Consider the following 23,762-nt stretch of genomic DNA (forward strand, 5'->3'; position numbering starts at 1 on the left):
GGTTGTCGGTAGAAGAGAGGCCCTTGCCGGGATAGTGACAGGTCTTCACGCGAAATGCGACTGCCCGTAGGACAGGAGTTTGAGCACCGTCAGGTGCGAAGTGCGCGAAACCCAAAGCGAGAATGACAACTCCTTCGCGTTCTTCGCGCCTTCGCGTGAGCCGTCGGTGTATGGGTAAACCCGGAGATATTCAACAAACCTTACTCTTTCTCCCGGAAGAGCGCGCCGAGGTCTTCGGGGAGCGTCAGGACGATCGGCTCCAGGTGCAGCCGCTCCATGAACGCCGAGTCGCACATGGAGAGGCTGTTCGGGTTTAACCGTGCGATGATTGAGCAGAAAGCACGATGGCCCTGCCCGGCTGTTCCGGGGGCATCAAAGAAGATCGAGGCGTTGAAGGCGTGCGTGCCGAGGCTCCGGTAAAAGTCGACGACACGGAGGATTCCGTCGGCCAGTGGCTCGATATATGGTTCGAGTTCCTCAAGCGTCGATATCGGGAGGATTCCCCGCACCTCACGCTCGCCGAGCGGGACGGGGTTTGCCGACCAGAAGATCTCGTTCTCGAAGAGAAAACGCTCCGAGCAGCGTTCGCGCTCTACGAGATCGTCCCAGTAGAGACGGCCGCGATCGGCGAGATAGCGGCGACCGCCGGAGATGTAGAGCTCCGCAAGGTGGGTGGGCTCCACATCGGCGATGCCCTGCAGGTGCGGGTGGACGATGCTCGCACCGGCCGACGGGAGGTGGTTCCAGTTGATGCTCGCATATCCAGGAGTTCGAGCAAGGGCCTCTGCCGTTCCGGATATGGCATCGGCGAGACACTTCGCGTCGAACCGGCCGGGCCCGTGATCAGGGGTGATCACCGTGACCACGTGATGCCCGGCGAACGGGTAGAGGTTCGGGAACGTCACGCTCTTCCCGCACCGGAGCCGGCTCCCGTCCTCGAACGTCGGGGTGGAAGTATCTATAGCATCGGGGCAGAAGGGGCAGCCGTCGCGGGATGAAGGCATGGCAGGAGCGGCGTCGATCTGCCTCTCAACCCGGACAGGACTGATCCGGCACCGGATGCCGGTGAGAGATTCCCGGCGGTACTGGAGAATCCCCCGCTCCGTCAGGATCTCGCGGGTAGTGAACATAGCCCTTCATACTCCAGTTGGCGCGCCGAGCGTATAAAACCCTGTCAGGGTTGGCGGCGATGGAGGGCTGAGGCTCGGAAAGAACGCACAAATCGCGGAGATAATCGTGAATACCCGTGAAGCCGGCTCGCATACCGGTACGGCGATGCGGTTCAAAAAAAGGGATAGGCGTTTTCCGTCTCAGACAATGTGCTTGCCGAGGAGGCGGATGGAGTTGGTCATGTCGGGGCCGAGCGGCGAACCGAAGATGATCTGGGTAACTCCAGCCTTTGTGAGGTCTTCGCACTTCTGCTTGACCATGTCGGGGGTTCCGGCGATGGTGAAGGCGTCGATCTCCGCGTCGGTGACAAGTCCGCCGACGGTCTTGAAGTCGAAGCGGCCGAGCGCTTCCTTGATCTTCTCAACGTTGTCCAGGTTGAGTCCGTGGCGCTGGAGAAGCGCGGGCGGGGAGCCGGCGGCGATGAATGCGGCAACAATCTTCGCGGCGTTCCGGGCCTTCTTCTCGTCCCTGTCGATGGACATGGCGGTGTAGGCGCCGACGTCGAACTTCTTCTTGCCGGCCTTTTCCATGGCTCCCTTGATGATCGGGATGGCGACCTCGAAGTCCTTGGGGTTCGAGGCGTTGATCAGGGCACCGTCACCGACCGTTCCGGCGAGCTCGAGCACCTTGGGACCCTGGGCGCCGATGTAGACCGGGATGGCCTTCTTGCCGGGCAGGGTGACACCGGTCAGCTTGGCGCCGTCGTAGTCGAAGAACTCCAGGTTACCGGACTTCTTGACCTCTTCACCGGCGAGGAGTTTCCGGATCTGCTCGACACCCTCTCTCAGGTGACCGACGGGCTTGACGGGGTCGATCGCGAGCTTGGGAAGCGTCGAGAGGTCGCCGGGCCCGATACCGAGGACGGCACGTCCGTCGGAGATCTCGTTTAAGGTAGCCATAAAGGATGCAATGGCTGCCGGGGTGTCGGTGAATGTGTTCATGATGCCCGGGCCCATCTTGATCGAGTCAGTGTTTGCTGCGATCATGGCGAGGGTCGGGTATGCATGACGGTTGTTGTAGTGGTTCGTGATCCAAGCGTAGTCGATATCCTTCGACTCTGCAAGCTTGGTGTACTTCACCACCTGCTTGACGTTGATTGCTCCGGGCACAAATTCAATTCCATATGTAGTCAAGGCTATACACCTCATTGAGTAGTTACGTGCCGGGAGTTATATATATTATCATTTTGTGCTCTCCAAACGACACGTACCGCACAGGTAGTGCAAAATAGAAGGGCGTAACGAGTTCTCCAGGACATCAGGTGAATCCTCTCCCTTACCCGCGAGGAGGCTTCAGCAAGGGGGAGTTAAACCGGAATGCTTAAGTAATGACTTCCCGTGATTGGGCGGAACTCCGCCCCCCCAGAACGTACAGAAATATATATGTCCGTCCGCCCACATATTTATCAGTAGTTTTGGATGATATTCATGCTTCTTTCGCGGCAAAGGCCACTTTGGATATGCGAAGGTGTCTGGTGGGGAGTATAATCTTATGCGAGTGCTGACGATAGGGTTGGGCGGCGCCGGGTCGCGTGTTGTGGATCAACTCTATGACCATGACCGGCGTAGTAAGGTCTACTGCATGAGTGCGGTAGCGATTGATATCGACCCGAACTCCCTGCTGCAACTCCGCCATCTCCCCAATCCCGCAAGGATCTTCTTCCCACGGGTCGATATATCGGGCCGCGCTCATGTCACGGACGTGATCGATATCGAGGAGGTGATGACCCGCCTCCAGAGTATGGATACGATGGAGATCGACGCCATCCTCTTCTGTTGCGGGCTCGGGGGCAGCGTCATCGATATTGCGCCGCCTATCATCGCCGAGATCCGGAAGTCCTACGTGGAACCGATCTTCGCCCTTGCCATACTGCCGTGCCTGGAGGAAGGGAAGCGGGTCTCGGCCAAGGCCGCCGACGACCTCGAAGTGCTCCAGGAACTCGTTGATGCTGTCATCCTCTTCGACAACGAGACCTGGTCGCAGAAGATCAAGGCAGCCGCCGCTGCAGCCGAGGCCGAGAACACCGGCGTCATGGGCCAGCTGCGCCAGATCCCCATAGGGTCGGACCCGAGAACGCACTACAGCATGCTCAACGAGAGGATTGCGCGCCAGATCGGCCTTCTTCTTCGCGCCGGAGAATTCAACGAGTCCGGGCTCGACGTCGCCGAGGTCGTTCTGGATGCCGGAGAGGTCTTGAACACCCTGAAGGGGAACGGGTTCGTCGCGGTCGGCTACGCCACGGAGCGGCTGCCGACCGGATGGCTGAACATCTTCCACCGCCGACAGTCGCTCAAAGACTTCATCCAGGGTTCGCAGGAGAAGGCTGCCCGGATCATCTCCCTCGCAAAAAAAGCGGTCTATGAAGATGTATCGGTTCCCTGCGACCTCACGAGCGCCGATAAGGCGCTGGTGCTGATCGCCGGCCCTTCAGCCGAACTCTCGATGAAGGGGTTCCAGACCGTCCGAAAATGGATCGACCGGAGCATCGCCGGGCTCGAGATGCGGTCGGGGGACTATCCGGTGAAGAACACATCGTTTGTGGGGATCATAATCGTGCTCTCGGGGATATCCAACATCCCCCGGGTCGAGGAGATCCAGGACATCCGGACGGAATACCAGCTTGAATGCGAGGAAGAACGATTGAGGGCGGAAGAAGAAGTGCGGCTGTGTGAAGAGGAGGCGGCCGGCATCGTCCCCGAGGTGCCGGATGACGAGGGCGCCCGGGACTTTGCCTCACCTCTTGAGTCGGCATATCTGGAGGAGATCGGATACATGGTAGAACCAACCACACCGGAGAAGGATGAGATGATCGCGCTCCCGGGCAACGGCGGAAGCGACCAGAAGCGCAGGGATGATACCATCGACATGCTCCCGAAAGCCGAGAAGAAGCAGGACGAAGATCCCGTCGTCCTTCCCCCGAAGCAGGGCGGGAGGGAGATCGATCTCACCGGGTCGGCCTCGATCACCTCGTCGGTGCCCGCCCCGAAGAACGCTACCTTCGGCCTCAAAGGGATCAACATCGAGAAGACGGGCCCAAAAGACGATGCGGTATCATACTCCACAGCCTTAAAGCCCGTGCAGCGGCCGAAAGAGGGGTCGCTCTCCGCAGATGCGGGCACCCCTGATCGCGGGATACAGCGGCCGAAAGAAGGGGTGTTCACGGGCGATCACGTCACGCTCGGCCACGGGATACAGCGGCCGAAGGACAACCTCTTCGATGAAGCCGGCCTGCACATGCGCGAAGGGATGCCCTTACCGAAGGACGGTTCGCTGGGCCAGAAGGGGTTCGCCCGATCCGGCCCCCGCCCGAAGGAGGTCGGTCCCTCGCGCGGAAGGCTCGAGGTGATCGATACGGCCGCCCGGCAGAAGAGCAGTGAGGAGAAAAAAACGGACGACGACACGGACGGCGGGATCACCTGGATCCAGTAGCGTCCGCTATTTTTTCGAACGGTATGGTTCCTGCACCAACCTCGGTTTTGATAGCGTAACCTTTCTCAACGGCGTTCCCTACCATGTTCATGCCGCTGAGCGCAATGACGGAGAGGCGGTAGGGGTGTTTCGGAAGGTTGAACTCGCCGATGCCCCCTCCGGCAGGGAACGTGAAGCCGCACTCCTCCATCAGGCCGACGGTCACCTCCACCCGATACCGTGCGGCCGCCGGCACCGCACGGACGTTTGCAAGCGCGACGCCGGCCCGGGTCGTCACCAGCCGGTTGATCGAGGTGAGTCCGGCGGATATGAAGAGGTGGAGCGGGTCGACCGACGTCCCGCGGTAGCCGATGAGATCGAGGAACCCGGCGGAGCCGTCCTCATCGACGGCAATCCTGCCGGCGTATTCGAGCCTCGTCGGGATACCCAACTTCTGGAGGATGCCGTCCAGGGTGATGCTGCAGGCCGTCATGATCCCGATGTGACCGTCGGGTATGCGGGGATCGGAATCGACGATCCGGTAGGCGTTGAGGAACCCGTAGCCCGTTGCTGCCACCTCGTCGAAGGCTGCCGTGACGCCCGGGAGGTCTTCTTCCCGCACGAAGGAGAGGTTGTAGGCGACGCTGCCCGTGCTGGTCGACGGGTCGAAGGTGCTCCGGAAGGCGAGCTGCTCGAGCCTCGATATGATGAAGCCGAGCCTTTGATCGACGAGCGCGCTTTCGCTCTCGGCGATCCCGGCCTCGGTGAGGAGACGTCCCCGGTTCCCGACCTTCTCCGTAAATCCCATCTCGTCGAGGTACTGGAGATAGTACTGGACGGCGCGGTCGCTCAGGACGAATCCGCGTTCACCCATCTTCTCGCTCAACCGTTTTGCGCCCAGGGGTTCGTGCGATTCCGCGAGAATCCGGAGGATCTCAAGATATTTCCGTTCTGAACGTATCGAGGGGGTCATCGGGTACGCACCGCACCAACACTATCCTGATACCGGCCCTGGTACAGCCGGTCACCGTTCAACACTTCCTGCAGGATCATCTGCACGATTCGGTCGCCTTCAAGAAGGCGGATCTCCTCTGCGCCGGAGTTCGTCAGGCAGAGCGTCAACTGGCCGCGGAACCCGGGATCGACGAACCCCCCGCCGAGGAGGACGCCGCGACGCGCAAGCGAGGAGCGGCACCGGAGGGTCGCCGCGACGTCGTGCGGGAGTTCTACCCACTCGATCGAGGGGACGAGGGTGCATGCGCCGCGCGGGAGCACGGTCTCCTCGGCCGCGCGGAGGTCGTAGGATGCGGGCTGCTGGGATGCATCGTGGTACGGCTCGATGACGAGATCGCCGTTTTCGCGCCGGCAAGCGATTTCGCTGGATGAGAGGATCATTGTATAGGGTACTGACATAAAAACGCTTAATAACTTACGATAGAAACCGAAGAGGGGACCCATGGGGTAGTGGACATCCTTTTGGGCTTCGAACCCAAGGACGCGGGTTCAATTCCCGCTGGGTCCGTTGTTTTTTGAGGGGCGTTGTCCACGCACCCGAATATCGTTACATGAGCCGGATGTATGCCCTGTGCCGCTCTCCGACCGGGATGGGCGCAAAGAGCAATCCGGCACCGGGTACGTCGTCTGCCAAGGCGCGTAGCCAGATCCGGTATTCGTCCGGGCAGTGAACCCTGCAGGGATCCTATGTCTTTGGGGGTACAGGCCCCGGAAGAAGAAGGGTTCAGGGGCCCGGGGACGCACCCCACCTGTTGAAAATAGGTGTCGGGGCCCCTCACTGGATACGGATATACGCGTCTCCGGTCGCCCCGGCACGTACATCCATGGTAATCTTGTCCGAGGAGTCCGCGGTATCCGGTGCGGAACCACGAACCCAGATGATGTACTCGCCGGGCGGGAGGCCCCGCACGTCCAGCGTGGACGTTCCGCCCGTCGTCGTATTCGTGGCGGAGAGCGTGTCGAATTTCACCCAGGTGTACTCGTTGTCGTTGGAATAGAAGACATCCTCCGTCACGTCATATAGACCGGTGTAGTTGAGATCCCAGGCGACCGGGAAGAACTCATCGATCGGCCCCGTGCCTGTGAACACGAGGTCTTTGATCTCCAGCGCCGCAAAGTCCATCCCGGTGTTGTTCAGGGGTACGGCCGTGATGAAGGTGTCGGGGAGTTCAAGCGAATCGGTGCCGTTGTTGAACGAGATCGTCGAACCGGGGCCGAAGATATTGATGTTGCCTTCCGTCTTCACCGCGAGCCTGAAGGTCGTCTCCCAGGTCTGGCCAAGGCGCACGGTGCCGATGTTGAAGGGGAGGTGCGGGTTTGCCGCGGTCCAATTCGGCGTGTCGTCGCGGGTATAGCGGGGTATGATCTCATAATGATCCACCGTTTCGTTGTCGATCCAGCTCTCGATGGTGGTCGATACATCCTCTTCGTGGACGTAGTCGAACACACTGGTCCCGGTGGTTAAATTCCCGTTCACCTCGACGTTCTCAAAGACGACGTCCAGTTCGGTATCGACGCCGGCCTCGGTCTTGAGTTCGCCGGCAATACGCTCGTATATGTCGGTGAGATCGTCAGCGTCAGGGGCATGCTCGTAGAACCCGTCGGTGGAATTAGCGAGTGTTTCCATCGCAGTACGGACATTATCTGGATTATAAGCAAACGTGATCGTATACAATGAGATATTATTTGCAATTGCATAATTTGACATGTTCTGGTTTGTTACCTCTCCTATGCCACTAGGGCAATAGTCAGTTTTTTCATTATTGTAGTAATAGCCATCATAACCGACTTTCGGCACAGTAATCCACCCATACTCAAGCGTACCCCCGAGACCGTCGTAGTATTCATAGTAATCGTACGTAATCGTATTACCACTCCAGGTCCAATCCTGTAAGCCTATGCCGTGCCCCAAGGGAGTTCCATGGTAATTCCAGTCGCCATCGGACATCAAGATAACGGCTTTCACCGCTTCCGGTCGTCCATTATCACGAAGGTGTGATATTGCCGTATAGAATGCCTCTCTCATGTTCGTAGCACCTGTTGGTTCAAGGTCATCGATCTTTGACTCAAGGGCAGCCTTGTCGTTTGTGAGAGGGGCATCCAGACGGGCATCCGACGCGAATGAAACGAGCCCCACCCGGTCACGAGTAGAGTTCATCTGAGCGACAAAGTTGTTCGCTGCATCCTGTGCTGCCTCCATCCTTTCGTTTGAGGTACCGCTGTTCCTGGCGATATCATACTTCATACTCCCCGATCGGTCGATCACCAGCACCACGTCGATCGGATCCGGTTGGAGCGCCCAGCCGTCCCCTTTCAACCGGATTGTGACGTCGACCGTATCGTTCACCGCCACCGTCTCGGGGGAGACCTCCGTCTCCACCGAGAGGTAGGGGTAGTTCTTCCAGGTGAGTTCGATATCCCGGCTGACGTTGCCCCACGTCGCCCGGACGATCGCCGTCCCGGTCGCGGTCTCGCTCCAGCCCGCGACATCCGGATCGGTCGTGAACGCACCAGGGTGGAACTCCACAGTCGCATACCCATCGATGTCGGTCACGCCCGATGCCGCCGCCAGTTCAGGACCCCGGGTCTGCACGTACGGCGTGCAGTCCGTCGATACGATCTCGAACGTCACCGTCTCGCCCTTGACCGGGTTCCCCCTGATATCCATCACCTTGGCCCGGAGTTGCGAAACGGAACCGTCGTTGACGTCCCGGCTCGGCATCGACTGCGGGCTTGCGGAGAGGAGCATGTTCACCGGTTCGGTGCTGGTGAACTCGACGTCCTGCGATGCGCTCGCGCTTGCGTTCGCGGCTGCCGTCGCGGTGATGATGGCTCTGCCGACGGAGTCCTCGGGCCCGTAGGTGATCATCGCCCGTCCCAGTGAACTGGTGTTGAGGAGACGACTCTCCTGCTCATCCGGTTGGTTCAATCGAATCAGTGTGGCGTTCACCCAGATGCCGTGCCCGGAAACAGGGTTTCCGTACTCGTCCAGCAACGTGTAGGTACACGAGACCCTCGTCTTCCCGTCGGCCGGAACCGAACCGCTCTCCGGAACAACAACCTGCGTGATACTGACCGGGTATCCTCCTATCCCGGCGATGGAGATCATATCGCTTCCGATCGGTGCCGGAGGGCGAATCCAGACGAGGTTCTCCCCGGCCACCGTATCGACCCGGAGCGTCGCGGTAGCGTTCCCGACCGCATCCACCGATACTGAAAGCACGTCCACGAGGGACTCCCCATCCACAAACCCTGCCGGCGGGCTCACCGTGAAGAGCACCCTCTCGATCACGTTCCGGCCGTCCACCACATTCCCATACCTGTCCTCCATCCGGACGATGATCTCCGTCGTCTCCCCAACGGTCACCTCAGGGTCGTACCAGGTATTGACGAGCTCATACGGCGCCGCGTGGTCGATCTGCTGCTCACCACTCCCGGTCAGGGGCGCGTCCACCCCATCTGAGACCGTCGCCGCGATCGTTGCTGTCCCGCTCCGTGTCCCGGGCCTGAAGGTTGCCGCCGCCGTTCCGTCACTGGCCGTGATCACGTGCGCGGGCGAGATGCTCCCGTAGGCGCTGTCGACCGCAAGATTCACGACAACACCGGAAACTCCATCGCTGCCGTTTGTGACCAGCACCGTGATGGTCGCGGTCTCCCCGCTCCCCGCCGTCAGCCATTCGCTGCTCGTAACGACCTCAATCGTATCGGGCACCAGGGCAGCGGCCGGAACGGCAAGAAGGAGCAGTCCGGTGATGATTATGCAGGTGCGTATCCACGTACTCATAGATCTCAAAGGGGTCATTTAACCAAACCGACATATAAACATATCTTATTAGTGAAAAACATATTAGATCAAAATAGTAAGATTTTGAAGCCAAATATTAGCTGGATGTGAAAATAATTTGAGATTTACGCGTTCGACTCGAACAACCATGCAGCCGGGCAGGAAATGCTGCAGAATTTGTTTCCCTGCAGGAAAAAACCGTTCTCCTGCTCGAACAGGGCCGGTTCCAGAAGAGGTCGGCACAGGGAGCCGGCAGGGTTCGCTGGTAGGCCGGGTTATATCCGGCCACAGTTCAACTAACTCCGCAAAGAGTCCCCGGTCTTTAGGGCGGGGAGGAATTGCGGCTTCACACCCATGGTAGCAGAGACGACTCCTAGGCCGCTGGTAACCAGTTCGTCCCCGGAAAAGCAGCCTGCCACGATTCTTCGCGGTCAGGCCGGGATGAATGATGCACCGAACGCCAAAAAAGGAGGTGTTCACTCGATCTTGATATAAGCGCGCGATGTGTTTCCGATGTGAACCGGGATGGTCGTCGTATCCACGGCCTCGGGTGCATCTTCGGCCGAAGCCACCAGCCGGATGAGATACTCACCGGCGGGCAGGTTGCTGACGTCCATCAGGGTCTCGCCCTCCGTCGTCGAGCGATTCACCGTCCTCGCCCAGAAGAGCGTCCACGAGAGACCGTTGTCGTTTGAGTAGGCAAGCGCTTTGTCGATATTTCTGGTGCCGTTGTAAGTGACAGTCCAGGTCAGCGGGACGGTGTCGGTGAATGGACCCAATCCCGGATCAGCGAGTTCCACCTCGAGCCAGCGGTTGGTGATCCCCGTGTTGTTCAGGTCGGGGATGGCTGTGATGAAGGTGTCGGGGAGGGTCAGATTATCGTCGTCATCGAACGTGATCGTCGAGCCGGGGCCGAAGATGTTGATGTTGCCGTCGGTGAGAACTTTCAGGCGGAAGTTCGTCTCCCAGGTCTGACCGAGGCGGATGGTGCCGATGTCGAAGTGGAGCTTCTGGCCGCTATCCCACTGGGAGGTCTGATCGATGGTTTCCTCGAACCCGGTCTGGTTGCAGATGTAGGTGGAATTCCCATCGTCGTAGACATAGTCGAAGACATCCGCTCCGGGGAGGTCTCCACCAGTTACATTGACCTGCTCAAAGACAATGTCCATCTTGGTGTCGACGCCGGCCTCGGTTTTGAGTTCGCCGGCGATTTCGGCGTAGACGTTCCGGAGTTCAGTCTCGTCACCGGCCCAGACGTAGTTACCCCCGGTCGCTTTCGAAAGGACGGCAAGGTCGCGCTCGACATTGGAATCCAGTTTCGAAGCGAACCCGATGCTGTAGATCTTCACCCTGTCCGTATCATCACCACTGTTGGCGTACACCGACATGTTCTGGTTGGTGAACCGGCCGTTATCGCAGACTTGTCCCTCATGATACATGTCATGCGGCGAATATCGATACCAACTCAACTGTCTACCCAGCGTACCCTTTGGATCAGGGAGATCTTGATACCACTCGTACTTTTCACTCCCGAAGGCATAGTCAGACCCACTCCAAGGGTAACCAGAGAGAATAGCAGTAATATACTGCGGATATCTTGTTGAAAGATAAGGATCACTATTCGGGTAACCAGTTCCTTTCGCCAGCGGCGAACCGTGGTAGTTCCAGTCGCCGTCCCCCATGAGGATGACTGCCTTGACGGCATTAGACCTTCCGTTCTCCTTGAGGTACTTGATCGCGGTGTAATACGCCAGTCTCATGTTCGTCGCACCGTCAGCCGACAGACCGTTGATCGCTCCCTTGATCTCATCCTTTTCGTTGGTCAGGCTCTGGTCAAGCGTCGCATCAAACGCGAACGAGACCAGTGCCACCCGGTCGCGGGTAGAGTTCATCTGGTCGACAAAGTTGTTCGCTGCATCCTGTGCTGCCTCCATCCTTTCGTTTGAACTCCCGCTGTTCCTGGCGATATCATACTTCATACTCCCCGACCGGTCGATCACCAGCACCACATCAATCGGATCCGGCTGCATCGCATACCCATCCCCCTTCACCCGGATCGTGACGTCGACCGTATCGTTCACCGCCACCGTCTCGGGGGAGACCTCCGTCTCCACCGAGAGGTAGGGGTAGTTCTTCCAGGTCAGAGTAATGTCCCGGGTAACGTGACAGCCCCGGGTGACGTTCTCCCACGTCGCCCGGACAGTCGCCGTGCCGGTCGCGGTCTTGTTCCAGCCCGGCTCCCCTTCGCGGGCGAAAGACCCTGGAGTGAACCCGACGACAGCAGATCCATTGATGGTGACAGCTGACGTCTTGTTCAGTGCCGGAGGCTCGGTCTGTTTGTAGGGGGCAGAACTATTCGATACAATCTCGAACTCCACTGTCTCGCCACTGACCGGATTTCCCTTGATATCCATCACTTTGGCTCGTAGAAGCGCCGGGGCGGAGCCGGGTACGTCCCCGCTCGGCATCGACTGCGGGCTCGCCGAGAAGACCATGTTCACCGGGTCGGTGCTGGTGAACTCGACGTCCTGCGATACGCTCACGCTCGCGTTCGCGGCCGCCGTCGCGGAGATGGTCGCGTTGCCGACGGAGTCCTCGGGCCCATAGGTGATCGCCACCTGACCGTAGCGGTTGGAGTACAGGAGAACGTCCTGCCGCTCTGCCGGCCTCTCCCCCCGCTGTATCGAGGCGTTCACCCAGAGGCCCTGCCCCGGCGCACGGTTCCCGTATTTGTCGAGCAGGGTGTAGGTGAGCTCGATCACCTTATCCCCGTCGGCCGGGACCGAGGCACCGGACGGATCGACTGCCTGTGTGATATCGGCCGGCAGTCCCCCCACGCTGGTGATGGTGAAACTATGGCGCTCAAGCGGCGAGGGGGGCTGGACCCAGACAATATTCCCGCCCGCCATCGCGTCGACCCGGAGCGTTGCGGTGACGTTCCCGGCAGCGTCCACCGGCACCCTGATCTCGTCAGTACCGCCAACGAAACTGGCAGGCGAACCCACCATGAAGAACACTTCCTCGGGAGCGGTACCCTCGGCATTCTCCCGCCTGCCGTCCACCACATTCCCATACTCATCCACCATCCGGACGATGATCTCCGTCGTCTCCCCGGCGGTCACCTCCGGCTCGTACCAGAGGTTGGCAACCTTATGCGCCGCCGCGTGGTCGATCTGCTGCTCGCCGGTCCCGGCCAGGGGTTCGTCCACCCCTTCCGATACCGTCGCCGTTATCGTCGCCGTCCCGGCGACGGTCCCGGGTCTGAAAGTCGCCATGGCCTTTCCGTTGTTGTCCGTAGTCACGTGCGTGGGTGAGATGCTCCCGTAGGCGCTATCGACCCCAAGTTCGACGCCAACACCGGAAACTCCATCGCTGCCATTCAGAACCCACACCGTGACCGGCGAGGTCTGCCCACTCCCCGCCGTCACCCACGAAGTCTCGTTTATTGTGATGCTATCAGGTATCAGCGCACCGGCAGGGGCCGCCAGCAGAAGCAGCCCAACCACCAGACATGCATATGTCCACCTATCCATTCTCCACCGTATGTCATCCTGAAACATCATGCCATATAAAGGTTATCAGTGTGGCAGACCCCTTAGAAAGGCCCTTTCCCGCATAAGTCAAAGATAGCCGTGCAAAATGAACATTCTTTCCATACAACGTCCTGGATATGAAAAATAGATATCACCACCCCGTCATGCACAACAATCCCCCTCCAGAGGCGAATTCGGTCGCCGGATCGAGAGAAAAGCGCACTGTCGGCACCCGAACAGAAGAAGAAGGGGTTGGGGGACTACAGGCTGTCCCGGCCGCGTGACTTGCCCTTATTCTGTCCGGCACGTCTGTGCCGTATCACAAGAACAGCACCGATAAGGATCGCAGCGACAACTCCAACACCGGCCACGAGCACCCAGACGTTGAAATCCTGCTCCATGACGAGCGGGACGGTGAACTCGGCCGTGCCGAGCGGGATATCGGCGTTAACCGAGATGTTCCGGTAGCCGTCACAGGCAGCGGTGACGGCATACGCCTTGTTCGTAACGAGCGCCGTGTTAAGGTGTCCCAGACCATCGGTCACCCCGACGACCTGGCCGTCGATGACAACGACCGCTCCGGCAACCGGGTTGAGGTCGGGGTCTTGCGCGCGGATGGTCACGCTCGCCCGGTCGTAACCGAGTTCGGCGACGATATCCTCTCCCTGGCCGGAGATCTGGCGCGTTTCGCTCCAGTCCTGGTAGCCGGATGCCCGTACCAGGATCTCGTAGGTGCCTGCATGGATGTCGGAGAGAGCAAACCGGCCGTACGGGTTGGTCTTGCCCTTGAGCGTCCCGTTGAGGTAGATCTCCGCACCTTCGATCGGTTTCGTCGCCTCGTCGAAGGCCGTTATCGACATCTGGTATGCCGATTTCGAGAGGTCCGCCGTAAGGAGGACGTTGTCCACCTCGAGATAGCGGCTTTCCTGGTAGGGCTGATAGTCGGGCGCCGTGACCCTGAAGGAATACCTCTTCGCCCGCTCCAGGTGGAGCGGCAGCCTGCCGTCGGCATCGGTCTCCCCGGCGCGCGCGTTGTCGATGTACACCTCCGCGCCTTTGAGGGGAGCAAGCGTCTCGGCGTCCCGGACCTGGATCGCCAGGAGGTCGTTAGAAAAGAGCCAGTACTGGACGACCCTGTCGCTGTTCTCCATCTGCACGGTCTTTGACAGGTCGTAATAACCCGACGCACGGGTCTCGACGTTATAGAGCTCACCCGCCTTCACCGGGAATTTCACGCTCCCGCTGCTGCCGGTGACCTCCGAATCGGAGTAGTCCGCGCCCTCAGCGCGCACCACGGCACCGACGACCGGTTTCAGGGTCGCTGCATCGTAGAGCTCGAACGTGAGGGTCACGTCTTCCCGGACCATTTCGACTTCCATACGGTACTCGTCGTAATCGACGTAGTCTACCCAGTTCCGGTAGCCTTTCCGCACGACTTTCAGGTTCAGGTCCCTCTTTCCGGAATGGACGTAGGAGTAGGTGCCGTCAGAGGCGGTCCTTCCCACGTAATCGCCGTCGACGTATATGGAGGCATCGGCGAGCGCGTCATCGGTCTGCTTGTCGACCACGCTGATGCGCAGGGTGACCGCCTGCGCCGTACAGCAGATAAGGATGCAGGAGATAAGCAGAGCTATGATGAAACGACGTTTCTTCATGCTGGAGTATACTGCGCTTGGAAATTTGAGTGCTTCGGTTTACACCCAGCGTTCATGGGGGATGCGTTCAAGTACCATACCTTCCACAAGCACCGGCATCAACGTCCGGCCGACCTCGATGGCACGCTCGAGCCGCCATTCCCGCTCGGCGTAGATGGTGAAGATTGGGTCGCCCTTCTTGACCCGGGTCCCTTTCTTTGCATGGATATCGAGCCCCGCGCCGTGATCGTAGGGTGAACCGGCGAGCCGGGCGAGCGTGACGAGCGCGCTGTTGTTTAGTTCGATGACGTAACCGTCCTGCGGCGCATTTACATCGAACCCATACTCCCCGGGGACGATATCCTCGGCCTTTACGTTCGGATCGCCGCCCTGGATCTCGATGATCTGCTGCATCTTCTCAAGCGCCTTGCCGCTCCGGAGGATATCGGCAGCCGCCTGGGCACCCTGCCCCGGCCCGGCCTTCCCGGCCATCTCGAGCGCGATCCCGGCGAGGGAGAGGCTCTTCTGGATCAGTGAGTTCGGTTCGGTTGCTCCTTCGAGGACGGCAAGCGCCTCGCGCACCTCGAGGTTCGGGCCGATGGTGTGGCCGACGAGTGACTCCCCGTAACTGAGCGCGCACTCGACCCGCATGCCGAGCCGTTCACCGAGATCGATGAACTCGCGGGCGAGTTTGCGCCCTTCCTGGGCCGTGGCTATCTTGGTGTTCTGGCCGACCGGGATGTCGATGACGACGAGGTCGGCGCCGACGGCAAACTTCTTCGCCATGACGCTCGCGATCATCTGGCCCCGGGCGTCGATGCGGAGCGGGTACTCGTAGGTGATGATCTTGTCGTCGGCGGGGGCGATGTTCGTGGCGCCGCCCCAGACGATGGCGCCGCCGACCTTCTCGGTCATCTGCTGCACTTCGATCGCCGGGAACGAGACGGGCGCGAGAACCTCCATGAGGTCGGCGGTTCCGCCAGCGCCGGTGATGGCGCGGGAACTGGTCTTGGGGATAAAAAGACCGCTCGCGGCGATGATCGGTGCGATCAGGAGGGTGATCTTGTTCCCGGGCACGCCCCCGATGGAGTGCTTGTCGACGATGGGGTGCCGGGTGAAGTGGAGGCGTTCTCCGGTCTCGACCGTGGCCCTTGTCAGGTACTCCACCTCGTCCATGTCGAGGCCGTTGATGTAGGACGCGGTGACGTAAGCGGTGATCTCGCCGGGCGAGAGGACGTCGTCGACGATGTCCCTGACGATATCTATGGTCTCGTCCTTGGTGAACCGGCCGCCGTCCATCTTCTTCTTGATGTGCCGGAGGGATGCCGGCCGCTCGGCGCTCCGGACAATGACAACGGTCCCTTCATCGACGGCAAGCGTCGCGTTCAGCGGGCGGTAGACCCCGATGACACCCGGCTCGATGAGCGACCCGGTGGTGTCGACGTGGGCCTGGGCGGTCTTTCCCGTCGCCTCGTCGGCGACCAGAACGCGGTCGCCGTCGCGGACCCGCATGTTCCTGGCGTCGGTGCTGTGGAGGAGAACCCCACGGTTTGCGATGTCGAGCAGTTTCACGGTCAGTTTCATACGTGTAACCCCATCCTACCTGAAATTGAGGTTTTGTACTACTTAAGGACGGCTGATCGGGGGAGCGGGCAGACGGCATCTACCCGGAGCCCAACATTCCCCGGACTTCTCTCGCGGCGTTTGGTGTGGATACAGATCCCGGCGAAGCACCGGACCGGGAGCTACGCCTCATCCAGGCGAGACGGCGCTTGGGTGAGGTTATAGTGAGAGGGGTCGGGCGGGCTGCTCAGCGGCCCTGCAGTCCAGCAAGGATCTCCGCAACTGCCCGCTTGAACTCAGGGAGATCTTCTCCGGTGATAGCCCAAACGGCCTCCAGGTCCACACTCATGTACTGGTGGATCAGGACGTCACGAAGACCCGCAATCCGGCGCCACGGGATATCTGGATGTTCCTCCTTCAGAAATACCGGAATCTGTTTCACCGCCTCGCCGATAATCTCAAAGTTCCGTATCACCGCGTCCTGTGCCATCGGGGAGTTCATGAACACGTCTCGCCCTTCTCGCGTATAATCCTCAATCCGCTCTATCGACTCGAGGATATGGATGAGATAGAGGCAGTCGTCACTCACAGCGGCACGGCCTCCCGGCAGACGCGATCCCTGATATACCAGTGCAGTCCTTTCTCGGTCACCACGTCGACATCACGGCCAAGCAGGTCTTGCAGATCCTGGGCGAGGGCAATGTGGTCAAGGAGGCTCCTTCCGGGCTCGAACTCGACGAGGAGGTCGAGGTCGCTTGCCGGGGTCTCCTCACCCCGGGCCACCGATCCAAAGACTCTGAGGGTGCGGGCACCATGTCTGGCTGCGATCTCGAGGATCTCATCCCTTCTTTTGAGCAGTTCCGCATGCAGACTCATTCAAACCCTCTCCTGCATCGATCTTATGGAGCAGGGGATATAAGGATTTTCCCGGGTGGATTATTTTTCATCCAATGTTTCACGTAGCACCCCATCAGCTCACGCGGCTGGTGGCACCTCAAGTTCCGGACGTTCCGTCCTTCGCGTTTTTCGCGGCTTCGCGTGAGGTGGCGCTCTGCACGGATCCACACAGATACGGTGAAATGCCCATCAGGCAGCGAGGGGAGTATGCTGATCCTCAGCCCCATCATTCATCCGGATGAGTTAGCTCCCGCAAATCCTGACCGGAAGGCGGCAAAACACAGGTTAAGCCCATGACAATCGGGTCTCTCTTCGGTGCTTTTCAGGGTGAAGCCCGGGGGATTCAAAAGGACCTTGGGCCCAGGACGAACAGCCTGACATCCTGTCCCATACCCGAAATGACGCTCAATAAAACCGACTTGAATAAAAAAATAGGGTTAGTTAGGGATTAGTCGCGACGCAGGACCAGGAAGGCAACCGCACCAAGGCCGGCAAGAGCAAGGAGTGCTCCGAATCCGGGGGACTGGGTGGTGGGGGTAGCTTCGGTGGTCTCGGTCTCGGTCGGGGTCTCCTCAGGCGTCTCAGTCTCGACCGGGGTGGTGGGCTGAGTCGTCGGGACTTCCTCGACTACGTTGAAGTTCGCGGTCGCGGTCATGTCGGCGTCGATGGACTCGACACGGACGATGTACTGGTCGGGCTTGAAGGAGGTTCCATCGACCTCGAACGACCAGGTGTTCACACCGTCGCCCTCCTGGACTTCCGCGGTGCCGGCAACGCTCGCGAAGCCGGAGGCTTCGGTCTTGCTGGTGGGCTGGAATGCCGCGGAGGTGACCTCGATGTTCAGATCGTTGCCGACGGCGAGGTTGGTCGTGCCGGAGATCGTGAACGTGCTGCCCGCAGCCTTGTCACCGATCGCGTCGATGAAGATCTGGGCTTCCTCGATCACGAAGGTGAGCTTCACGTAGGTGTCGTCGACATACGGGGAGTCAAGGGCGTCGATCAGCGCGTTGGCTGCTTCGGATGCCTGCAGACCCACGAGGTTTGCGACGAAGACGTCGGGATTACCGTCGGCGCCAAGTCTGTAGATGCTGTCGCCACGAGCCACAACGCCAAATCCACCACTCATCGGGTGCTGGACGACGACGAAGTACTGGCCGGAAGCGAGGTTGTCGGTGATAAGGCTGTCATCCTCAAAGGTGCCGTCAGTCTCAACGTTAGCGTTGATGACTTCCAGCCGCCCAAAGTCTCCGTAGTAGTTCCTTCCAAAGACCCAGATCTTCACTCCATCGTCCGGGTTGCCCTGTGCAGTTCCGGTGATCACCAGGTCGTCGCCTCTGGCGACGGTGGCGCCACTCGTGGTCGCGGTGATGAACCCGGAGCGGAGCTGGATCGAGGTCGAGGCGTACTTGACGCCAGAGAGGTCGTTCCTGCCCTGTGGGGCTGCAGCAGCGTAGACTGTGTAGCCACCTGCATCAGGGAACCGGTTGAGCATAGCGGTGTTCCACTCATATGACCAGGTGTCGTCACCTTCGACCTCTACATCGGTGAAGTTGTCCTCCTGACCGCTGGTAACAGGGTTCAGGGTCTCAAGACCAACACCGTTGCCGTGAAGGTTCGGGCCGGTCATGAAGAGGTAGACAGTATCGTTGTCAGTGCTGGTACCGGAGAATGTGATCTCCTCGCCGATGTAGTAGACACCGGTGCCGGACGAGGTGATGGTGACCGCACCTTCCTCGACTCTCACTCTGACGCTTTCAGTCCTGACGGTGGTATCGGGGATTGCAGTGCCATTCTTGTCGACGGGTCCCCTGACTTCGATGGTGTAGGTCCGGGCATCGGTCGTAGCGCTGGTGTTGAGCGCTATGGTCCGGGTGCCGCCCGCAGTGGTCTTAACGATCGCTGCAGTCCCGTTATTCACCAGATCGACTACACCAACCTGGTTAGGCGCGATCATCGGCCGGTTGTCAACGTTGGTTGTAACGTTCACCCAGTAGTGCGTCTCCGACTCACCGGTGATGGTCACGGCGAAATCGCTGTTGCGGACGACGTTGTCCTTGTTGGACGTGATGGCGACTGCTCCCGAGACTACATTAAAGGTCACGGCGTTGCTATCCGTCAGGTCAGCAGATCCGCTGGGCCAGACCGCACGGGCGGTGTAGGTACCAAGCGGGAGACCCGTCAGGTTGATAGGGTTTGTCTGCTTCCACTGGTTGGTGCTGAGGGGCAGGCGAAGGGGCTGGCCACCGAGGTTCGTCACCGTGCCGCCGCTGGGCGTGGTAACCCGAACCTCCATGACGGAGTAGTTGGCCGCATCAGCAGTGCCGTTTCCAAGGTCTCCAAGGTTGTGGTTAATCCGGAACCGGATCTTGGTCGCCCGGGTTACGTCCTGGCCGTCCACGGACGTGGTGCCACTCTTTCCGAGGAGAACGCGAAGGTCTGCCGAGGGGTCCTCGATGAGAACAGTTCCTGCGGCATTACCCGGGTTCCTGAAGTCGGTGATAGTGCTGTTGAAAGCATACCATGACGTTCCGGTCGCGGAGCCAACCGCCGTTGCGGTCAGGTCCAAATCGGTAATGTTGGTTACCCGGATAGTCCTCCCAACTGTTCCTGCAGTATCACTAATGCTGCTATAGTATACCAGGGTTCCAGCAGTACCTGTAGAAGCATCAAATACCTCATTTAGATTGAGGTTATCTTCACCCACATAGATGACGTCACCATCATAAACATCCCGCTCTGCCGCAGCCGGTGCAATGACCAGCGCAGCCGCGAGGACCATGGCGATAACCATCAGTTTTGTCATACTCTTCATACTATACCTCCATTTGTGATGACATGAGGGAATGTGAACGCGAGGTACTCGACAGACGTCGAATACGGGTTCACCACGCTCTATACTCCGAATCACGGAATATGTCACAATATTTGTGGAACACTTAATGTATCCTTTGTGGTCGACCGGGGATCCGGCGTCCCTGAAAGGCACCACAACGCGGGAAAACGCCCCGAATGCGCCAGGATCACGCTTCATTCCCGGATCATCGGGGTTCATAGGTATGCGAGGATAAAAATCTTACTCCGGGAAACAACGGGAACTCCCGGCCCCGATGGATCTCCCTCCCCCCGCCACCCGCGCTTACCCCCCATGGCGCCGCATCCGGCCGGCGCCGACCGGACAGGATCACCGCGGGTGCCCGGCACCCCGGCCGGCCGCACCCGACGGCGGCACCACCGGAGCACGTATATATGTGACCCTCCCCAGTGGGGAGCCTTTTCTACCCCGGCCTGCAAACTACTCTCTATGCGGATCATTCGGGCGCCTACGCTCGCACGGGCACACGAACTGGCGGTCAGGACCGTCCTCGAGAAAGGATGGGTGCTGGATACCGAGAACAACGAGGCGACGATCGAGTGCGAGGAGCTCGCGCTCGAGGTGGAGTCGCCGGAAAGCGTTCCCATGGCGAGCCCCGCCTCCCGGTTCCAGCAGCGGTTCCTGGACGTCTACGCCGACAACCTCCTGCACGGCTCCGACGCGAAGTTCGAGTACGACTACCACCGCCGGCTCTTCGACTGGGGGGAACAACTCCGGGTCGCACCGGAGGGCGAGGACGTCCACGTCGACCAGATCGACTACATCGCCCGGAAACTCGAGCAGGCCCCGAACTCCCGGCGGGCGGTCGCGATCACCTGGAACCCGGTCGTCGACGAGAACCTCGACGACTGCCCCTGCCTCCAGCTCGTCCAGTGCCTGCTGCGGGACGGGAAACTCCAGATGAAGGTCGTCTTCCGGAGCAACGACATCCTCTCCGCCGCCGGCTCCAACATGTACGCACTCGTCCGCCTCCAGAAGATGATCGCGGACCGGCTCGGCGTACCCTGCGGGCGCTACACGCATATCGCGCTCGTCCCCCATATCTACTACCGCCGGGATATCAACGACATCGAGCCGTTTTGCAAATCAGGTACAGAGATCAGGCCGGTTGCCGAAGTCTGCCGGGCCTGCGGGAAGTGCCCGCGCTCGTCCGGGGCGTAACCCCCGGCCGTCACTTTAATTAAGATTCAGAAACAACATTTTAGAGCCCAATAGCCCGGTAGTGTAGAGGTCAATCATGCAAGGCTCTGGACCTTGCGACAGCAGTTCGAATCTGCTCCGGGCTACTCGAACCTTTTTCTCCGTCTCCAAACGGCATACACCGGAGGGTGGTATATGGTTGATTACAACCTCGGCTGCACCGTGCGCCTCAACGACGAAAAGACCCTTGCCCTGCTCGCGGGGCTCTACGAAGACGGCGCAATCCGGCATATTCAGGTGCAGGCCGTCCCCCTGGCCCGGCAGTTCTTCCTCAAACGCCTCGACCGGATCGCCGCGACCGGCATCCCGGTCGTCGTCCACGCACCCCACCACGGCCACGGCGTCAACCCCTGCGCCCCCGCCGCCTATGACGATCGTCCGCCCGGCGAGATCGAGGAATATATAGAAGAGGCGATGCGGCAGACCCTTGAGGTCGCCGACACCCTCGACGCAGAGACGATCGTCCTCCACGCCGGCCGGTACGAACCCGGAGGCCGCTTTGCCGCCGTGGAGACATTCGCCGACTTCCTCGACCGCAACGCCGATCCCCGCCTCACCCTCGAAAACCTCCCCGCCGTCTACGCCGGCTACCCTCTCCTCGGCAACACCGCCGAAGACCTCGCGGCGCTTGCAGGCAAAAAGATCACCCGGTTCTGCCTCGACTTCCCCCACCTCGCCTGCACCGCAAACTACCGCCGCCTCTCGTTCGTGGATGAACTGGAACGGTTCGAAGACCTCAACGTGGCCCTCCACCACCTCTCAAACATCCGGCGGGGCTCGATCACCGACGAGCACCTCGCACTCGACCACCCCGACGGCGGCCTCGATCTCGCGGCGGTCTTTACCCGGCTCCGCCGGCACCCGAAAGTCCCGACGACGCTCGAGTACAAGGAGGACTCGGCGGACGTCTACGCCCGGCAGGTGAAGGTCTTTGCCGGGCTCTGGGAAGACCGTGCCGGGGAGTGAATCGCGTCCCTGCCGCATCGGGGTCACCCCGAGGATAACCGACACCGAACCGAATGATTGGTAGCCAGCAGTCGTGATCTCACCGGGCCAGGGAAAGCAAAATCCCATATGCGGGGGCAATCCCATTGAAGTATATAATGATCCTTGAGTATATCGACGCGGCACTCGAACGCGTCAACTACGAGATTATCGAGGACGATGAACCATATTACGGAGAGATCCCGGAACTTCCCGGGGTCTTTGCAACCGGCAGGACGCTGGAAGAGTGCAGGAGAAACCTTGCCGGCGTCATCGACGAATGGTTGATCTTACGGCTCCGGCGCGGCCTCCCGATACCTCCGATCGCCGGCCGCACAGTGGGAGAGATCGTCAGGGTTGATACGGGTGCCGGAGCATAGGATCAGACCCGTCTCATGGAACCAGCTTGTGAAGAATCTTCAGACCCTGGGATTCGAGGGGCCGTGCCGGGGAGGCAGACACCCTTTCATGGTGAAAGGAGATCTTGTTCTAACCATCCCAAACCAGGTCAGAGATCAGCGTCGACCTGCTCGTGCGCATCCTCCGGCAGGCGGGCATATCCCGTGAGGAATGGAGCCGGCTCACCAGGTAGCGATCTATGTCACCTTTTTTGTGGTTGTGAGACTGAACGACCGTCCGGGGACCCCGGATGGCGATATTGACTATATGGGGAAATGGGACAGACGACCAGCCCGATCCAGCCCCTCATCGCGGGAAACGTTAATGTGAGAGCGATCCCCATCTAGAACCTACAGAACTTCCGGGCGCGCCCCGGGGGGTGAGAGCGAGTGAATCATTTTGTCCGGCACGCACTTGAGCGGCTCAAGACCGTCGAGGGTTTCGAGAAGGTCCGCTTCATCATCCTCTACGGCTCCGTTGCCGAAGGGCGGGCGAGAGAGGGTTCCGACATCGACCTCTGCATCTATTACGACGCCGGCCGCGAGGAGGCAGCCCGGTTCCGCTTTGCAGCGCTCTCCGAACTCGCCGACGACCGCTACGACATCCAGATCTTCTCCCACCTGCCGCTCTATGTCCGGACGGAAGTCCTCCGCGGAAAGGTAGTCTACTGTCCCGACGAGCGGTTCCTCTACGATGTCGCGTACCGGACGATCCGGGAATTCGACGATTTCAAGCACCGGTTGTACGACTACATCGGCAAGGAGGCGATGGTGTGACGCGCAAGGTCCGGGATACGGCAATCCGTATCAAACTCCAGGAGATGACCGAGAGCGTCGATATGGTCAAAAAGCACCTCCCCGATTCAGCCGATTCGTTCAGGCAGCTCGGCATCGTAAAAGACGGCATATACAAACGCGCCGAGTACGCCATCGAGAACGTCTTCGACATATGCGCAATCCTGAACGCCGACCTCCACCTTGGCGTCCCCGGCACCGATGAGAACATCCTCGATAACCTCGTGCAGCATGGGGTGCTCACCCCCGCGACGCGGCAGAACGCAAAAGCGATGAAAGGGTTTCGAAACATTGTCGTGCACCGCTACGGGGCAATCGACGATGCCCTTGCCTTCTCAATCCTGGGGGAGCATATCGGCGACTTTGCTCTCTTCAGGCAGGAGGTTGAACATTTTCTGCAGTCGGTGAACGAGTGAAAGGAACCATACGGCTCTCTTCCAGACCCGGCCATACCGTAGACTCCCGGCACGATCAGCCATCGCTCTGGACGCCCATGAGCCTATCACGACC

17 protein-coding genes and 2 tRNA genes are annotated in these 23,762 nt (G+C 59.9%); 8 read left to right on the plus strand and 11 right to left on the minus strand.

The window, feature by feature from the left end:
• Positions 1-200: 200 nt before the first annotated feature.
• Positions 201-1,130 (minus strand): galactose-1-phosphate uridylyltransferase, encoded by a 930-nt coding sequence (locus FGW20_RS04900; RefSeq protein ID WP_301676981.1) that lies wholly within the window; start codon positions 1,128-1,130, stop codon positions 201-203.
• A gap of 180 nt (positions 1,131-1,310) precedes the next feature.
• Positions 1,311-2,318, minus strand: coding sequence for a 5,10-methylenetetrahydromethanopterin reductase (locus FGW20_RS04905; protein ID WP_301676982.1), 1,008 nt, complete (start codon positions 2,316-2,318; stop codon positions 1,311-1,313).
• Positions 2,319-2,661: 343 nt separating this feature from the next.
• Here FGW20_RS04905 and FGW20_RS04910 point away from each other — a divergent pair, with 343 nt between their 5' ends.
• Complete coding sequence (locus tag FGW20_RS04910) at positions 2,662-4,599, plus strand: tubulin/FtsZ family protein (RefSeq protein ID WP_301676983.1); 1,938 nt, start codon at positions 2,662-2,664, stop codon at positions 4,597-4,599.
• Here the strand turns inward: FGW20_RS04910 and FGW20_RS04915 are convergent.
• Both FGW20_RS04915 and FGW20_RS04920 read right to left on the minus strand, forming a co-directional pair.
• A complete protein-coding gene (locus FGW20_RS04915) occupies positions 4,583-5,551 on the minus strand; it encodes a DUF128 domain-containing protein (RefSeq protein WP_301676984.1) in 969 nt (322 codons plus the stop codon). The genes FGW20_RS04910 and FGW20_RS04915 overlap by 17 nt on opposite strands.
• On the minus strand, positions 5,548-5,973 hold the full coding sequence (locus FGW20_RS04920) for a dCTP deaminase (RefSeq protein ID WP_301676985.1): 426 nt from the start codon (positions 5,971-5,973) through the stop codon (positions 5,548-5,550). Before FGW20_RS04920 ends, FGW20_RS04915 begins: the two co-directional genes overlap by 4 nt.
• A gap of 55 nt (positions 5,974-6,028) precedes the next feature.
• Here FGW20_RS04920 and FGW20_RS04925 point away from each other — a divergent pair.
• Positions 6,029-6,100, plus strand: a tRNA-Arg gene (locus FGW20_RS04925).
• 267 nt (positions 6,101-6,367) lie between these two features.
• Here FGW20_RS04925 and FGW20_RS04930 read toward each other — a convergent pair.
• From FGW20_RS04930 to FGW20_RS04960, 7 genes are all read right to left on the minus strand, one after another.
• Positions 6,368-9,376 (minus strand): VWA domain-containing protein, encoded by a 3,009-nt coding sequence (locus tag FGW20_RS04930; RefSeq protein ID WP_301677101.1) that lies wholly within the window; start codon positions 9,374-9,376, stop codon positions 6,368-6,370.
• 476 nt (positions 9,377-9,852) lie between these two features.
• Positions 9,853-12,909, minus strand: coding sequence for a VWA domain-containing protein (locus FGW20_RS04935; RefSeq protein ID WP_301676986.1), 3,057 nt, complete (start codon positions 12,907-12,909; stop codon positions 9,853-9,855).
• 260 nt (positions 12,910-13,169) lie between these two features.
• Positions 13,170-14,564 (minus strand): carboxypeptidase regulatory-like domain-containing protein, encoded by a 1,395-nt coding sequence (locus FGW20_RS04940; RefSeq protein WP_301676987.1) that lies wholly within the window; start codon positions 14,562-14,564, stop codon positions 13,170-13,172.
• Between the two features lie 39 nt (positions 14,565-14,603).
• Positions 14,604-16,127: an AMP phosphorylase gene (locus FGW20_RS04945; RefSeq protein WP_301676988.1), complete on the minus strand. Its 1,524-nt coding sequence runs from the start codon at positions 16,125-16,127 to the stop codon at positions 14,604-14,606.
• A gap of 226 nt (positions 16,128-16,353) precedes the next feature.
• A complete protein-coding gene (locus tag FGW20_RS04950; RefSeq protein WP_048114147.1) occupies positions 16,354-16,695 on the minus strand; it encodes a HepT-like ribonuclease domain-containing protein in 342 nt (113 codons plus the stop codon).
• Positions 16,692-16,982, minus strand: coding sequence for a nucleotidyltransferase family protein (locus FGW20_RS04955; RefSeq protein WP_048114148.1), 291 nt, complete (start codon positions 16,980-16,982; stop codon positions 16,692-16,694). Before FGW20_RS04955 ends, FGW20_RS04950 begins: the two co-directional genes overlap by 4 nt.
• Positions 16,983-17,451: 469 nt before the next feature.
• Positions 17,452-19,815, minus strand: coding sequence for an MEMAR_RS02690 family S-layer glycoprotein (locus FGW20_RS04960; RefSeq protein ID WP_301676989.1), 2,364 nt, complete (start codon positions 19,813-19,815; stop codon positions 17,452-17,454).
• Positions 19,816-20,304: 489 nt separating this feature from the next.
• Here FGW20_RS04960 and FGW20_RS04965 point away from each other — a divergent pair, with 489 nt between their 5' ends.
• The 6 genes from FGW20_RS04965 to hepT all read left to right on the plus strand — a co-directional run bounded on the left by FGW20_RS04965 (position 20,305) and on the right by hepT (position 23,668).
• Entirely contained in the window at positions 20,305-21,036 is a 732-nt protein-coding gene (locus FGW20_RS04965; RefSeq protein WP_301676990.1) for a thymidylate synthase, read from the plus strand.
• A 52-nt stretch (positions 21,037-21,088) separates the two neighbouring features.
• Positions 21,089-21,161, plus strand: a tRNA-Gln gene (locus FGW20_RS04970).
• Positions 21,162-21,210: 49 nt separating this feature from the next.
• Positions 21,211-22,041 (plus strand): TIM barrel protein, encoded by an 831-nt coding sequence (locus FGW20_RS04975; RefSeq protein ID WP_301676991.1) that lies wholly within the window; start codon positions 21,211-21,213, stop codon positions 22,039-22,041.
• 137 nt (positions 22,042-22,178) lie between these two features.
• Positions 22,179-22,439, plus strand: coding sequence for a type II toxin-antitoxin system HicB family antitoxin (locus FGW20_RS04980; RefSeq protein WP_301676992.1), 261 nt, complete (start codon positions 22,179-22,181; stop codon positions 22,437-22,439).
• 408 nt (positions 22,440-22,847) lie between these two features.
• Positions 22,848-23,234, plus strand: coding sequence for a type VII toxin-antitoxin system MntA family adenylyltransferase antitoxin (gene mntA / locus FGW20_RS04985; RefSeq protein ID WP_301676993.1), 387 nt, complete (start codon positions 22,848-22,850; stop codon positions 23,232-23,234).
• Positions 23,231-23,668, plus strand: a complete 438-nt coding sequence (gene hepT / locus FGW20_RS04990) for a type VII toxin-antitoxin system HepT family RNase toxin (RefSeq protein ID WP_301676994.1) — start codon at positions 23,231-23,233, stop codon at positions 23,666-23,668. Before mntA ends, hepT begins: the two co-directional genes overlap by 4 nt.
• Positions 23,669-23,762: the final 94 nt, after the last annotated feature.

Source organism: Methanoculleus methanifontis (assembly GCF_030464365.1).
Lineage (GTDB): Archaea > Halobacteriota > Methanomicrobia > Methanomicrobiales > Methanoculleaceae > Methanoculleus > Methanoculleus methanifontis.

What these genes read in the sequence shown, in the direction of transcription:
- FGW20_RS04935 (WP_301676986.1), bottom strand. Translation starts at nt 12,909, where the DNA reads ATGGATAGGTGGACATATGCATGTCTGGTGGTTGGGCTGCTTCTGCTG.
- FGW20_RS04945 (WP_301676988.1), bottom strand. Translation starts at nt 16,127, where the DNA reads ATGAAACTGACCGTGAAACTGCTCGACATCGCAAACCGTGGGGTTCTC.
- FGW20_RS04940 (WP_301676987.1), bottom strand. Translation starts at nt 14,564, where the DNA reads ATGAAGAAACGTCGTTTCATCATAGCTCTGCTTATCTCCTGCATCCTT.
- FGW20_RS04915 (WP_301676984.1), bottom strand. Translation starts at nt 5,551, where the DNA reads ATGACCCCCTCGATACGTTCAGAACGGAAATATCTTGAGATCCTCCGG.
- FGW20_RS04905 (WP_301676982.1), bottom strand. Translation starts at nt 2,318, where the DNA reads ATGAGGTGTATAGCCTTGACTACATATGGAATTGAATTTGTGCCCGGA.
- FGW20_RS04920 (WP_301676985.1), bottom strand. Translation starts at nt 5,973, where the DNA reads ATGATCCTCTCATCCAGCGAAATCGCTTGCCGGCGCGAAAACGGCGAT.
- FGW20_RS04975 (WP_301676991.1), top strand. Translation starts at nt 21,211, where the DNA reads ATGGTTGATTACAACCTCGGCTGCACCGTGCGCCTCAACGACGAAAAG.
- FGW20_RS04930 (WP_301677101.1), bottom strand. Translation starts at nt 9,376, where the DNA reads ATGAGTACGTGGATACGCACCTGCATAATCATCACCGGACTGCTCCTT.
- FGW20_RS04900 (WP_301676981.1), bottom strand. Translation starts at nt 1,130, where the DNA reads ATGTTCACTACCCGCGAGATCCTGACGGAGCGGGGGATTCTCCAGTAC.
- FGW20_RS04960 (WP_301676989.1), bottom strand. Translation starts at nt 19,815, where the DNA reads ATGAAGAGTATGACAAAACTGATGGTTATCGCCATGGTCCTCGCGGCT.
- FGW20_RS04980 (WP_301676992.1), top strand. Translation starts at nt 22,179, where the DNA reads ATGATCCTTGAGTATATCGACGCGGCACTCGAACGCGTCAACTACGAG.
- FGW20_RS04910 (WP_301676983.1), top strand. Translation starts at nt 2,662, where the DNA reads ATGCGAGTGCTGACGATAGGGTTGGGCGGCGCCGGGTCGCGTGTTGTG.
- FGW20_RS04965 (WP_301676990.1), top strand. Translation starts at nt 20,305, where the DNA reads ATGCGGATCATTCGGGCGCCTACGCTCGCACGGGCACACGAACTGGCG.
- FGW20_RS04955 (WP_048114148.1), bottom strand. Translation starts at nt 16,982, where the DNA reads ATGAGTCTGCATGCGGAACTGCTCAAAAGAAGGGATGAGATCCTCGAG.